General features: G+C 64.5%; 11 protein-coding genes. 1 reads left to right on the forward strand and 10 read right to left on the reverse strand.

The features are described from left to right. Positions 1-30: 30 nt before the first annotated feature. The 10 genes from tssH to tssA form a co-directional block, all read right to left on the reverse strand. Positions 31-2,754 (reverse strand): type VI secretion system ATPase TssH, encoded by a 2,724-nt coding sequence (gene tssH, locus ACTJKT_RS29290; RefSeq protein ID WP_440789922.1) that lies wholly within the window; start codon positions 2,752-2,754, stop codon positions 31-33. Beyond that, complete coding sequence (gene tssG, locus ACTJKT_RS29295) at positions 2,747-3,781, reverse strand: type VI secretion system baseplate subunit TssG (RefSeq protein WP_440789924.1); 1,035 nt, start codon at positions 3,779-3,781, stop codon at positions 2,747-2,749. Before tssG ends, tssH begins: the two co-directional genes overlap by 8 nt. Further along, positions 3,763-5,622: a type VI secretion system baseplate subunit TssF gene (gene tssF / locus ACTJKT_RS29300; protein WP_440789926.1), complete on the reverse strand. Its 1,860-nt coding sequence runs from the start codon at positions 5,620-5,622 to the stop codon at positions 3,763-3,765. The genes tssG and tssF overlap by 19 nt, the downstream gene beginning before the upstream one ends. Continuing rightward, positions 5,619-6,134, reverse strand: a complete 516-nt coding sequence (tssE, locus tag ACTJKT_RS29305; RefSeq protein WP_440789928.1) for a type VI secretion system baseplate subunit TssE — start codon at positions 6,132-6,134, stop codon at positions 5,619-5,621. Before tssE ends, tssF begins: the two co-directional genes overlap by 4 nt. Before the next feature lie 120 nt (positions 6,135-6,254). After that, the gene (locus tag ACTJKT_RS29310; protein ID WP_440789930.1) at positions 6,255-6,698 is read right to left on the reverse strand and encodes a hypothetical protein; all 444 of its coding nucleotides are present in this window, start codon (positions 6,696-6,698) and stop codon (positions 6,255-6,257) included. Further along, positions 6,695-7,126: a type VI secretion system amidase effector protein Tae4 gene (locus ACTJKT_RS29315; protein ID WP_440789932.1), complete on the reverse strand. Its 432-nt coding sequence runs from the start codon at positions 7,124-7,126 to the stop codon at positions 6,695-6,697. The genes ACTJKT_RS29310 and ACTJKT_RS29315 overlap by 4 nt, the downstream gene beginning before the upstream one ends. A 74-nt stretch (positions 7,127-7,200) precedes the next feature. Beyond that, positions 7,201-7,689 (reverse strand): Hcp family type VI secretion system effector, encoded by a 489-nt coding sequence (locus ACTJKT_RS29320; protein WP_009044340.1) that lies wholly within the window; start codon positions 7,687-7,689, stop codon positions 7,201-7,203. A gap of 97 nt (positions 7,690-7,786) precedes the next feature. Further along, on the reverse strand, positions 7,787-9,283 hold the full coding sequence (gene tssC, locus ACTJKT_RS29325; RefSeq protein WP_440789935.1) for a type VI secretion system contractile sheath large subunit: 1,497 nt from the start codon (positions 9,281-9,283) through the stop codon (positions 7,787-7,789). 15 nt (positions 9,284-9,298) lie between these two features. Further along, positions 9,299-9,814 (reverse strand): type VI secretion system contractile sheath small subunit, encoded by a 516-nt coding sequence (gene tssB, locus ACTJKT_RS29330; RefSeq protein WP_009049566.1) that lies wholly within the window; start codon positions 9,812-9,814, stop codon positions 9,299-9,301. A gap of 55 nt (positions 9,815-9,869) precedes the next feature. Then, positions 9,870-10,916: a type VI secretion system protein TssA gene (gene tssA / locus ACTJKT_RS29335; RefSeq protein WP_440789937.1), complete on the reverse strand. Its 1,047-nt coding sequence runs from the start codon at positions 10,914-10,916 to the stop codon at positions 9,870-9,872. A 365-nt stretch (positions 10,917-11,281) separates the two neighbouring features. Between tssA and tagH the strand changes: the two genes are divergently transcribed. Then, the gene (gene tagH / locus ACTJKT_RS29340) at positions 11,282-12,685 is read left to right on the forward strand and encodes a type VI secretion system-associated FHA domain protein TagH (RefSeq protein WP_440789939.1); all 1,404 of its coding nucleotides are present in this window, start codon (positions 11,282-11,284) and stop codon (positions 12,683-12,685) included. Positions 12,686-12,775: the final 90 nt, after the last annotated feature.

Here is a 12,775-nt window from a genome sequence, read left to right on the forward strand (position 1 = left end):
AAACGGCTTCCTCTGGCTCGCGTTCGGGCGTCAGTCGCTCGTCTCGGAACTATGCGGGTCGAACAGGTAATGCAGCGCATTGTCCCGCTGGCTGATGCGCACGCCCGCCAGCGGCTTGCCCTCGAGCATGCGGGAGAGAAATTCCCGGCTCATGTCCGGCAACAGGGTATTGGTCAGGATCGCATCGATCATCCGTCCGCCGCTCTCGATCTCGCTGCAGCGCGAGACGATCAGGTCGACCACGCTGTCGTCGTAGGCGAAGGGCACCTTGTGTCCGCTTTCCACGCGGCGTTTGATCCGTTCCAGTTGCAGGCGGGTGATGGCCTTGAGCATCTCGTCGCTCAGCGGGTAGTAGGGGACGGTCACCAGGCGCCCGAGCAGGGCCGGCGGGAAGACCTGGAGCAATGGCTCGCGCAGGGCCTTGGCGATGGCATCGGGATCGGGCAGCCGTTGCGGGTCGCGGCACAGGCTGGCGATCATTTCGGTGCCGGCATTGGTGGTGAGCAGGATCAGGCAGTTCTTGAAGTCGATCAGGCGGCCTTCGCCGTCCTCCATCACGCCCTTGTCGAACACCTGGAAGAAGATTTCGTGCACGTCCGGGTGGGCCTTTTCCACCTCGTCCAGCAACACCACGCTGTAGGGTTTGCGCCGCACCGCCTCGGTCAGCACGCCGCCTTCGCCGTAACCGACATAGCCGGGCGGGGCGCCCTTGAGGGTGGAGACGGTGTGCGCCTCCTGGAACTCGCTCATGTTGATGGTGATGATGTTCTGCTCGCCGCCGTACAGGGCCTCGGCCAGGGCCAGGGCGGTTTCGGTCTTGCCCACGCCCGAGGTGCCGGCGAGGAGGAACACGCCAATCGGCTTGCTGGGGTTGTCCAGCCCGGCGCGGGAGGTCTGGATGCGCTTGGCGATCATCGCCAGGGCATGGTCCTGGCCGATGATGCGTTTTTTCATGTGCTCGTCGAGCCTGAGCACGGTGTCGATTTCGTTGCGCGCCATGCGCCCCACCGGGATGCCGGTCCAGTCGGCGACCACCGCGGCGACCGCCTGGTAATCCACCGTTGGCAGGATCAACGGGCTTTCGCCCTGCAAGGCCGCCAGGCGGCTCTGCAGGTCATGGAGCTTGTCGCGCAATGCCTTGCGTTCGGCTTCATCCAGGCGCGGCGCTGGCACAGCGGCCTCGCTACTGGTGTCGTCCAGCGGTTCGGCGGCGGCACGCAGGGTGGCGCGGGTCGCCAGCAGTTCATCGACCAGGGCTTTCTCTTCGCTCCAGCGCGCCTCCAGGGTCGCCAGGCGTTGGCGTTCCTCGCCGAGGGCCGCCTCGACATCCTGTTGGCGAGTACCGATGTCGATGCCAATGGCCTGCTCGCGGCCGATGATCGCCTGCTCGGTGCTCAGCGCCTCGATGCGTCGACGGCTGTCGTCCACCTCCGCCGGCACCGCATGCAGGCTGATGGCGACCCGCGCGCAGGCGGTGTCGAGCAGGCTCACCGACTTGTCCGGCAGCTGGCGGGCCGGAATATAACGGTGCGACAGCTTGACCGCGGCCTCCAGCGCCTCGTCGAGGATCTGCACCTTGTGGTGCTGCTCCATGGTCGAGGCGACGCCGCGCATCATCAGGATCGCCTTGGCCTCGGACGGCTCGTCGACCTGCACCACCTGGAAGCGCCGGGTCAGGGCAGGGTCCTTCTCGATGTGCTTCTTGTATTCGGCCCAGGTGGTTGCCGCCACGGTGCGCAGGGTGCCACGGGCCAAGGCCGGCTTGAGCAGGTTGGCGGCATCGCCGGTACCGGCCGCGCCGCCGGCACCGACCAGGGTATGGGCCTCGTCGATAAACAGGATGATTGGCTTGGGCGAGGCCTGCACATCCTCGATGACCTGGCGCAGGCGCTGCTCGAACTCGCCCTTCATGCTCGCGCCGGCCTGCAACAGGCCGACATCCAGGCTGCGCAGCTCGACGTCCTTGAGGCTCGGCGGCACGTCGCCGGCGACGATACGCAGGGCGAAGCCCTCGACCACCGCGGTCTTGCCGACTCCGGCCTCGCCGGTGAGGATGGGGTTGTTCTGCCGGCGGCGCATCAGGATGTCGACCAGTTGGCGGATCTCCTCGTCGCGCCCGACTATGGGGTCGAGTTTGCCGCTGCGGGCCTGTTCGGTGAGGTCCACAGTAAAGCGCTTGAGCGCCTCCTGCTTGCCCAGCGCGCTGGGTGCCATGGCGCCACTGGCTTCGCCCGGCGTGGCGGCAGCGTTGAAACCGTCGCTGGCGGCCAGGCCGTTTTCCGGCGAGTCGCCGAGGTATTCGTCGAAGCGCTCGATCAGGTGCTCCACCTTGATCTTGTCGAACTCGCGGGAGATGGCCGAGAGCGCGTGGCGCAGGCTCGGCGTCTTGAGCATGCCGACGACCAGGTAGGCGCTGCGCACCTGGCTCTCGCCGAACAGCAGACTGCCATAGACCCAGCCGCGCTCGGCGGCTTCCTCGACTTGCAAGGACAAGTCGGTGATCGAGGTCGAGCCGCGCGGCAGGCGGTCCAGGGCGTCGGTGATATCCCTGGACAGGCGCGCCGGGTCGAGGCTGAACTGGCGGACCAGGCGATGCAAGTCGGAGTCCTGCAATTGCAGGAGCTGATGCAGCCAATGCACCAGTTCCACATAGGGGTTGCCGCGCAGTTTGCAGAACACGGTGGCGGCTTCGATGGCCTTGTAGGCCGGGCTGTTCAACTTGCCGAACAGCGCGACGCGGCTGATCTCACTCATGATCGCAACTCCTTGAAGGGGTGGTATGGCTGGCGTATTCGCGGGCCAGCAGCAGGTCGCCGGCATCCGTCGACGGGCTGCCGAGCCAGGTGTCGAAGCCCAGGCGGGTCTGGCCGTCGAGATCGATGCGCGGCACTTCCTGGTGCCGCAGCAGCAGATTGACTTCCCAATCCAGCTCCTCGCCCTGGTACTCGGCGACCCAGGCGGCCAGTTCGCCGAAGCTTGCCTGGCCGGGCAGCAGGCGTCGGTATTGCTCCAGGCTCAAAGGCCCCAGGCGGATGCGGAATTTATGCTGGCGATCCCAGACGTGGGTGCCCAGGCTCAGGTCGCTGCCGAGCGAGCAGAGCGCCACGCCCAGCTGGCTGCGCTGCGGCAACTCCAACCATTGGCCGATGTATTCCTCGATGCTTACCGGCACGCCGAAGTAGTCTTCCAGGATGGCGCGCAAGCCGTCCGGGTAGCGGGTCTGTGCCGCCAGGTGGCCGGTGAAGTGGTAACGCGCCGAGTCGGCGATCGGGCCCTGGCCGAGCAGGCTGCTCATGCCCCGTCCGGACAGCGCGGCCAGGCGCATCGACCAGTAGTCGTGGTCGGGGCGGTCATGGCTGACGGTCGGCCGCGCCTCGGCCCAGGCGCGGTAGAACAGGCACAGCAAGCGGTGATTGAACACGTCGAGAAAGCGCGTGAAGGTGGCGTCGTCGTTGTTGCGCTGACGATCGCGGGCGTATTCGGTCAGGTGCAGCGGCAGGGGGCCGTTGGGCCCGGTCATGCCGAAGAACAACTGTTCGATGCGCGGCGCGGCGCCCTCGGGGTCGACCTGGATGCTGGCCAGGGTCGAGGGGGCGAAGCCGCAGTCGGGTTTCTGCCCCAGGCGCAGCGGGTCGTCGTGCAAGCGCAGGGAATGGCCGATGCGCGGCCGGTCGCTGGCCTCGCACTCGATGCGCCGCAGCGCCTGGAAGAAGTCGTAGGCCCAGGGCTCGTCGGCCATCCGGGCGATGCTGTGCAGCGGTTTCAGAGGTTCGGTCGACATCCGGGGTGCGCCTGCCATCGCATGATTTCGCCGCGCTCGGTGGTGCGCAGTACGGTTTCGGTGAAACTGTTGATCGACACGTAACGGGCCAGGAAGCGCTCGAACACCGCGCCCAGCAGGTACACGCCGGTGCCGCGGAAGGCGTTTTCGTCGAACTCCAGGCTGATCTCCAGGCCACGGCCAAACACAATCGGTCCCGGCATCGGCAACCTGCGGGTGCAGGGCGTGCTGCGCACCTGGCGCAGGCCCTCGATCTGCAACTGCAGCGCCGCATCGCCGGGATCGCCGTACAGGCGCAGCAATTCGCGTAGCGCCGCGGCCCCCTGGCCCTGTTCGCTCAGCGACAGGTAGTTCAGCGATAGCTGGCTGATCAACTGCCAGGCACTGGCATCGTGGGCGCGGCTCGGCCGCGGCCGGCTTGGCCCGGCCAGGCAGCGCACGGCCAGCACCGGGGCGCTGTCTTCCAGGGTGAAATCGCTTTTGCCGGTACCCACCGGCATCAGCAGCGGCAAGTCGCGGTTGGTGCACAGGACGCCGAGACCGAGCTGGCGCAAGTCGTAGCGATAGGGCGCCTGGTTGACATCCACCAGCGAGACGAAGGTTTCGCTGCCGATATAGGTCGAGCGCGGCCCGCGTCGCCGTTGCTGGCTGGACAAGCGACGCGGCTCGCGGCGGACGATGTAGTAGGCCTGCTCGCGGCCATAACGCAGCGGATCGCGGATCGCATAGAACGGCTGGAACGGCTGCTCGGGGCCGCTGCCATGGCCGGTGACCTGGGTCAGGGAATGGATCTCGAAATCCAGCGGCCGGGTGCGGTCGGCGATCACCTGGTGCTCATGCACCCGTTCGCTCAGGTGGATGCGATCGGCGCGGCGAGGAAACAGGTTCACCGCCGGGGTGCAGAAGGGCACGAACTGGGCCGCCGACACCGTGCCTTCCAGGGTGCTGTCGAGGCGATCGAACAGCACCACCAACTCCAGTTCCTGGCCGCTGCAGCGCTGCACACCGGCGCTCAGCCCGGTGAAGTCGACGAACAGGAAGCGGTTGGGCAGGGCGAAATATTCCTGCAGCAGGCGATACCCCTGGAAGGCCCGGGGCACCACCGGCAGCACCGCGTCCTGATCGTCGAAGCCGCGGGGTTTGAGGCTCTCCAGAGGCAAGCGCTCGGCCCAGTCGCCGTCGAGGCTCTTGATGAACACCGCGCAGGCGTTGCCGAGCAGTTGCTCGTACAGACGGAAAGGTTGCTCGTCGGCGCCGTTGAGGTAGAGCGGCAGGCTGTCCAGCGCCAGGGCGTTGAACGGCAACCCGGCGCCGCAGCGCAAGCGCAGGCGCAGCCCGGCCTTGGCCTTGGGTTCGCTGGCGGCCAGTCGGCCGAGGGTCGCGGCCGGGTTGCCGAAGTAGTCGGCATGGCTGACCTGCAACGGCCACATCGTCACCGCATGGGCGCTACGGTATTCGCAGGCGGTCTGCTCGCCATGGCCCAGCTGGCCGCGCAGGGCGGCCTGGCGTTCGACCCTGAAGCCGCTGGTCAGCGAACCCTCGTTGGGGTCGGCGACCAGCTGCACCACCACCACCGAAGGGGTTGGCGCCAGGTAATGGGGGTAGGCGACTTCCAGCAGATTGTGGGTAAAGGTCGGGTATTCGGCGTCCAGCTTCAGGTGGACCCGCGCGCTCAGGTAGGCGAAGCCCTCCAGCAGACGCTCGACATAGGGGTCGGCGCATTCGATATCGGACAGGGTCAGGCGGCTGGCGATCTTGGGGAATTCCTGGGCGAACTCGGCGGCGCTCTCGCGGATATGCTGCAGCTCCTGGTTGTAATACTCGAGCATGCGCGGGTTCATTGGCGTCTCCTGGCGGGCTCGGCCGGCGTCACCTTGACGTGCCCGGTTTCCAGGTCGAGGGCGGTGCTGAGCAGCAAGCGCAGGGGCACCGGCTCGGCCCACAGATCGCCCTCGATCTCGAAGCTCAGGGCGTTGTGGCTCATGTCATTGCCGTCGAGTTGCGCGCGAACCTTCAGCGAGCCTTTGAGGATGCGCGGTTCGAACGCGGCGATGGTGTCGCTGAACAAGGCTTCGATGGCCTGTACATCGACACTCGAGGCGGTATGCCCGGCCAGGGGCGGCAGGCCGAAATTCAGCACCGAGCTGCCCGCTGGCATCTGCGCGGCCTGCTCCGGATCGAACAGCACGCAGGTGTTGAACAGCCAGGCCAGGTCGCGCAGCACCGAAGCCTTGAGCTGGTTCATCGACATGACGCGGCGCTCGGCGGCTTCTTTCGGGTTGTGCGGATCCTCGTCGGTCAGGCGATCGAGCAACGAGGGTTGCAGGCGTTCTTGCAGGGTCAGCTCGGCCATCTTCAGTTATCCCTGTCGGCGCAGCCGAGGCTGCGCAACTCGAACAGCCCGATTTCGCCGTCGTCGACGTTCATCGCGATCTCCTTATTCGCAGGCTTCGAGCCGAGCCCTTGCGTGCGCTCAAACGTCGGGTTCGAACAAGCCGATAAAAACTTTCTCATCCCACTGGAATGGCGGGCAGGCGGCCACCCGGCTCACCGCCGACGAGGCTTCCAGACCCTGCCCGGAACCGCCGCGTATCGCCTGGATCTCGGTGCGGCAATCCCGACTGGGCGCGGGCATCGGCTCGCTGCTTTCCACCAGGATCACCTGGCGTGCACCCACCTGCTTGGTGCGCAGCGCGCCGCTGGCATCCCGGTGGAACTGGCAAGGCCATTTCAGGCTCAGGTCGATGCCGGGTTGCTCCGGGACCCGCACGCGACAGTTGCCATTGCGCTCCTCCAGTTGCAGATCCCGGGCAAGGAAGCGCGCCTGGGTGGGGTTATCGACCGGGTTCTGCGCGCAGGCCGGAAGAATCAGATACGACAAGCCCGCGGCGACAAGGGGCAGCAGGTGTCGACTCATGACAGCTCCCAGAACCACACCTGGGCGGAATGGTTGGCCGGGTCGTCGTAGGTCTTGGTGAAACCGCGGCTCCACAGGTCGATATGGTCGCCGACCGCGCGAGTCTCGCCACTGCGGGTAAAGCAATCCTTGAAAAAAATGATGCCGTTCTTCTCCGTGAGCTGCAGCTTGGCCTTGGCGGCGTCGGTGAAGATGCTCGGCCGGCCCAGATGCTGTCGCCACAGCCAGTTCGCCAGCGACTCGGCACCGCGGGCGTGGCCGTGGCTGCAGCGCGGTTCGGAATAGGTGTGGGCATCCACCTGGATGCTGCGCTCGGCGTTGAGGGTAATGCTCATGCGGATCGCGCATTGATTCTCCCAACCGCCATCGCAAGGCTGGCTTTCAGTCGGATAGTTGTTCCACAGATTGATGAATGCGGGTCTGGCCATTATCGAACCTCCTGTTGCGCCCTGGCCTTGCTACAAGACGAGCACCCTGCGCCATGGCAGCAGGGTGGCTGTCGTCACACCTTGACGTTCTGGCGGATATTCCAGCCGTACTTGACCGGGCCGCCGTCCTTGGAGCCGTCCTGCTTCTGCGGCTGGTAGTCGACCAGCACCTGGCCGAAATTCAGCGCGATGTTTTCGGTCAGGCGATCCGCGCCACCGCTGCCGCCGGTGCCGATCGAGGACACTAGGACCTCCTTGAGGGTGATGGTCAGGTACTCCACTGGATCGTCGCCGCCGGCCTTGCGCACCGTCAGCTTGGCCTCGTCGTAATGCTTGCCGCTGGAGCAGGCCATCATCAGGTTGGGGGAGGACTTGTCCACCCACTTGGTCAACGTCAGGTCATGGATATTGACCTTGCCGGCACCGCCGCCACCGCCCACATGCATGTTGCCGGACTGGGCCATGGCCCAGCTCCAGGAGAGCACGTCGATCTCCTCCTTGTGGTTCTTGTCCTGGGACTCGCCCTTGACGTCGCCGATCTTGATAAACATATCAACAGCCATCATGCCTCCTTGAGTGGTCTACACCACTGTGCTCCAGCGATTGGCCACGCTGTGTTGCAGTGCACCCGCCACCACGGCGAGTGCCACCTGGGATGGATCAAACCGCCTTGGCGGATGGAAGCTTGGATACCAGCCGTAGCGATACCGTGAGCCCTTCGAGCTGGTAGTGCGGGCGCAGGTAGAACTTGGAGCTGTAGTAACCGGGGTTGCCCTCGACTTCCTCGACCACCACCTCCGCCGCGGCCAGGGGGTGCTGCGCCTTGGTGGTTTCGGTGGAGTGGGCCGGGTCGCCGTCGACGTAATTGAGAATCCAGTTCTGCAGCCAGCGCTGCATGTCGTCCTTTTCCTTGAACGAGCCGATCTTGTCGCGAACGATGCACTTCAGGTAATGGGCGAAGCGGCAGGTGGCGAACAGGTAGGGCAGGCGTGCCGCCAGGTTGGCGTTGGCGGTGGCGTCGGGGTCGTCATACTCGGCCGGTTTCTGCAGCGATTGCGCGCCGATGAAGGCGGCGAGGTCGGTGTTCTTCTTGTGCAGCAGCGGCATGAAGCCGTTCTTCGCCAGCTCCGCCTCGCGCCGGTCGGCAATGGCGATTTCGGTCGGGCACTTCATGTCCACGCCACCGTCGTCGGTGGGGAAGGTGTGCGTCGGCAGGTTCGGCACCTCGCCGCCGGACTCCACGCCGCGAATCCGCGAGCACCAGCCATAGAGTTTGAACGAGCGGTTGATGTTCACCGCCATGGCATAGGCCGAGTTGGCCCAGGTGTACTTGGAGCTGTCGGCGCCGGTGGTTTGCTCTTCGAAGGCGAAGGCATCCACCGGGTCGGTCTTGGCGCCGTAGGGCAGGCGGGCGAGGAAGCGCGGCATGGTCAGGCCGATGTAGCGCGAGTCCTCGGAATCGCGCAGCGAACGCCAGGCAGCGTATTCCGGCGTGGTGAAGATCTTGGTCAGGTCGCGCGGGTTGGACAGCTCCTGCCAGGAGCCCATGCCCATCACCGTCGGCGAGGCCGCGCTAATGAAAGGCGCATGCATCGCCGCGCAGACCTTGGCCATCTCGCCGAGCAGCTCGACGTCCGGCGACGATTGGTCGAAGTAGTAATCGCCCACCAGGCAGCCGAACGGCTGGCCGCCGAACTGGCCGTATTCCTCTTCGTACATTTTCTTGAAGATCGGGCTCTGGTCCCAGGCGGTGCCCTTGAACTTCTTCAGGGTCTTGTGCAGGTCGCCCTTGGCGATGCTCATCACGCGGATCTTCAGCTGATCGTCGGTTTCCGTGTTGTTGACCAGGTAGTGCAGGCCGCGCCAGGCGCTTTCCAGTTGCTGGAAGTCGGCGTGATGCATGATCAGGTTGACTTGTGCGGTGAGCTTGGCATCGATCGCGGCGATGATCGACTCGATGGATTTGATTGCGTCGTTGGAGATCAGCTCGGTCTTGCTCAGGGCCTGTTCGGCGAGGGTGCGCACGGCGCTTTCCACCGCCTCGCGGGCGTGCTCGGTCTTGGGTTTGAACTCTTGCAGGAGCAGGGCGGCGAAGTCGCTCGGTTGTCCGGTCGCGGCGCCTTCCTGGGCCTGCTGGTCTTTCATCAAATCGGCCATGGTCTGCGTCCTCTGTCAGGCTTGCGGCTCGGGTTCGGTCGGTTTCGGCGCGCTGGCCAAGGCCTGCAACAGGGCCGGGTCCTTGATCGCCTTCATGATCATGTCTTCGGCGCCGGTCTTGCCGTCCATGTAGGTCAGCAGATTGGCCAGCTGGGTGCGGGCTTCAAGCAGTTGGTTGAGGGCATCGACCTTGCGCGCCACCGCGGCCGGGCTGAAGTCGTCCATGCTCTCGAAGGTGATGTCCAGGCTCAGGTTGCCTTCACCGGTCAGGGCATTGGGCACGTTGAACGCCACCCGCGGTTTCATCGCCTTGAGCCGCGAGTCGAAGTTGTCGACATCGATCTCCAGGAACTTGCGGTCGGCCACTGCCGGCAGCGGCTCGGCGGGCTTGCCGACAAGGTCGGCCATCACCCCCATGACGAAGGGCAACTGCACCTTCTTCTCCGCACCGTAAAGCTCTACGTCGTACTCGATCTGCACCCGGGGAGCACGGTTACGGGCGATGAATTTCTGGCTGCTGGTGTTAGCCATTTTTCCTCCTGCGCTGCCTATGCGGCTGTGTTGGATGGGCGTCGGTTAAGCGTTTTCACTCGGACTGTTGACCCTCGGGCCCGCGCAATTTTTCGAACTGGGAAAAGCCGTCCGGAATCAGGTTGCTGACGATGGTGGCGAAATCCGCGCTGACCAGGCTCTTGGCGCGGTTCAAGAGCACGGGCACCGGGCTGGAGGGCTCGTGCCTGGCGTAATAACCGAGGATGCGTTCGAGGCTGCGCAGCACATCGTCACGGTTGCCGATCTCGCCAGCGATGCGCGGCGCGACGGCGACGGCGGCTACGGACGTGGTGGCATCGATACCCTCGCCGGCATCCGCGACAGGGCTGGAAACGCCCGGCTGAGGGGCGTGCTCGGCGATGATTTGCACGGCATGCCGAAGCAGTTGCTTGATCGTGCCCAGGTCCGCGCCGCGGTTGGAGCCGACCCGTTCGTTGACCTCGCGCTCTATGGTCAACAGCGTGCCATGGGCATCGTTCAGGGCCGCGCGGCAGGCCTCGAGCTGTTCGCCCGCGCAGTCCTGGAAGGCCGCGCCGAGCTGGTCCGAGCTCAGGCTTTCACTGGCGAAGCGCTGCAAGCCCGCGGCATTCAGCGCGGCCCGCAGGCCGACGTTGCCAAAGGCCCGCGAGCTGAGCAGCGGCATGCCCCAGAGCAGGTGAATGACCGACTCGGCGTTGAGGCCGGCGAGGGCGTTGATACGGAAAGTGGGGTCATTGTCATCCTCTGCATCCAGCCTGGGATGCAGGTTGTCCCAATACTGCGCGAGCAACTGTTGGATCAGCTGCAACCCTTGCACCAGGCCGGGCAAGCCTTGCAGGGCAATGGCGCTTTGCAGGAAGTAGTTGGCGATGCGCAGGTCTTTGCTGCGCTTGAACAGCTCGACGCAGAGGTCGCGCACCTGGCGCCATTCCGGCGGTGTGGCGGGCAACACGGAATCGCCCATCTGCCGTTCGGGTTGGCCTTGCGCCGCGCGTTCAAGCTCAAGAAATGCGGCGTCGTACTCGAGGTCGCCGCCACAGGGGGAGTCGGGGGAAATGGTTTCCAACAAGCGCTGTACATCCACCACGGACGTGATCTCCATATCGGCCCGGCAATCGGCGCCCGGTCAGGGCGAGCGCACGACTCAATCCATTTCCTGCGGATCAGTGTTCTATCCAGAGCCACTTTTTAGAGTTATCTCTGAACTCGACAATTGAACTGAAGTTTTAGCCCAGTTCAATTGTTGTCAAGAAACTCTCCGACCAGTGGGGTGAACACTGAGATGTTTGAAGATAGGTGGTCGCAGGTTATTTTTTAGTTTCTTTGGCTATAGGGCTTATTTGAAAAAAGCGAATATAAGCGCAGGAACTTTGACGACACCGAAATCTTTTAGGGGGCTATACTCGGCTTGCACTCGCTGGCATACCCGAGTTGTTGTTATTGAGCAATACCTTACAAGGAGTTCTAATGCCGCTGCGTTTGACAATCACCAGTTATCACAAGCTGACTCCCGGCCAACGCGCGGAGTTCGAGCTTGATCGCGGTGAGCTGAAAATCGGCCGCAACCCCGAGAACGACTGGATACTTCCAGACCCGGAGCGCCTGGTGTCCGGCCAGCATTGCGTCATTCAGTTGCGTGACGGCACCTACTACCTGACCGATACCAGCACCAACGGCGTGCATCTGGTGAATGCCGGCGTGCGCATGCATCGCGGCAACAGCGAGCCATTACGGGACGGCGAACTGCTGCGCGTCGGCGAGTACGACATCCTGGTGCAGATCAACGGCGCGCCACAGATCATCAACGGCGCGCCCGGGACGAGCGATCCCTTTACCGGCTTCGATGCGCTGATGCAGCGCCAGGCGCCTGGCGAGATTCCCGGCGCGGCTGCGGCGCCCCCTAGCAGGGTACAGATCCAGGCGGGCGGTTCGCCCCTGGACACCAAGCCCGACCTGTTCGACTTTCTCGCGGCCCCGGCGGTGCCGCCACCGGCCCAGGCCGACCACGTGCCGCCCGAACGCCATGATTTTCGCCCGCCTGAACCCCAGCGGCCCAGCGCCCCCCAGGCCAGCGAAACCGGCGCGGCAGCAGCGATTCCGGCGGATTGGGACCCCTTCGCCGAACTGGGCGCGGGCCCGGCGCCCGTGGCGCCGGCCACTGTGCAAGCCACCGCGCAGGCCCAGCCGCAACCATTGCCAGCGGCACCGGAGAGCATAGCCAGCAGCGCACCCGAGCCGGCCTTGCCACGGGCTCCGGCTCCAGCACCTGCCACCGGGAGCGGCGACGAGGTGCTGGAAGCCTTTCTCAGGGGCGCGGGGCTCGAGCAATTGCGTATCGACAGAGGCGAAACCCGCGCCCAGATGGAGGCCATCGGCCGCAGTTACCGGCATATGGTCGAGGGCTTGATCGAGGTGCTGCGCGCCCGCGCCAGCCTCAAGGGTGAGTTCCGCATGGCCCAGACCATGATCCGCCCGGTGGAGAACAACCCCCTCAAATTCGCCCCCAATGTCGATGAAGCGCTGCTGCTGTTGCTGCGCTCCGGCAACCAGGCCTTCATGCCGGCCGACCAGGCGATCAAGGAAAGCTTCGACGACCTGAAAGCGCATCAACTGGCCGTCATGGCGGGCGTGCAAGCCTCGATCAAACACCTGCTCAAGCGTTTTCAGCCGGCGGTACTGGAAGCGCGTTTAAGTCAACCTTCGGGGATTGGCGCTTTGCTGCCGGGTAGACGTCAAGCGCAATACTGGGAGTTGTTCACGGAACTCTATGCGAACATTTCCAGAGAGGCTGAAGATGATTTCGAGGATTTGTTCGGGCGCGAATTCAGTCGTGCTTATGAAGAACAAAGTTCCAAGTTATGCGAAGGCTAAGTGCCATCAGTTAGTTGGGTGCAGGCTAATGGCTATTAAATAGTGAGTTGATCTTGTTTGGCTATCGGTAGTTTCGATTTGGAATAATAA

The organism is Pseudomonas sp. 22526 (genome assembly GCF_052044735.1).
Lineage (GTDB): Bacteria > Pseudomonadota > Gammaproteobacteria > Pseudomonadales > Pseudomonadaceae > Aquipseudomonas > Aquipseudomonas piscium.

What these genes read in the sequence shown, in the direction of transcription:
- tagH (WP_440789939.1), top strand. Translation starts at nt 11,282, where the DNA reads ATGCCGCTGCGTTTGACAATCACCAGTTATCACAAGCTGACTCCCGGC.
- tssA (WP_440789937.1), bottom strand. Translation starts at nt 10,916, where the DNA reads ATGGAGATCACGTCCGTGGTGGATGTACAGCGCTTGTTGGAAACCATT.
- tssB (WP_009049566.1), bottom strand. Translation starts at nt 9,814, where the DNA reads ATGGCTAACACCAGCAGCCAGAAATTCATCGCCCGTAACCGTGCTCCC.
- tssE (WP_440789928.1), bottom strand. Translation starts at nt 6,134, where the DNA reads ATGGCCGAGCTGACCCTGCAAGAACGCCTGCAACCCTCGTTGCTCGAT.
- tssC (WP_440789935.1), bottom strand. Translation starts at nt 9,283, where the DNA reads ATGGCCGATTTGATGAAAGACCAGCAGGCCCAGGAAGGCGCCGCGACC.
- ACTJKT_RS29315 (WP_440789932.1), bottom strand. Translation starts at nt 7,126, where the DNA reads ATGGCCAGACCCGCATTCATCAATCTGTGGAACAACTATCCGACTGAA.
- tssH (WP_440789922.1), bottom strand. Translation starts at nt 2,754, where the DNA reads ATGAGTGAGATCAGCCGCGTCGCGCTGTTCGGCAAGTTGAACAGCCCG.
- ACTJKT_RS29320 (WP_009044340.1), bottom strand. Translation starts at nt 7,689, where the DNA reads ATGGCTGTTGATATGTTTATCAAGATCGGCGACGTCAAGGGCGAGTCC.
- ACTJKT_RS29310 (WP_440789930.1), bottom strand. Translation starts at nt 6,698, where the DNA reads ATGAGTCGACACCTGCTGCCCCTTGTCGCCGCGGGCTTGTCGTATCTG.
- tssF (WP_440789926.1), bottom strand. Translation starts at nt 5,622, where the DNA reads ATGAACCCGCGCATGCTCGAGTATTACAACCAGGAGCTGCAGCATATC.
- tssG (WP_440789924.1), bottom strand. Translation starts at nt 3,781, where the DNA reads ATGTCGACCGAACCTCTGAAACCGCTGCACAGCATCGCCCGGATGGCC.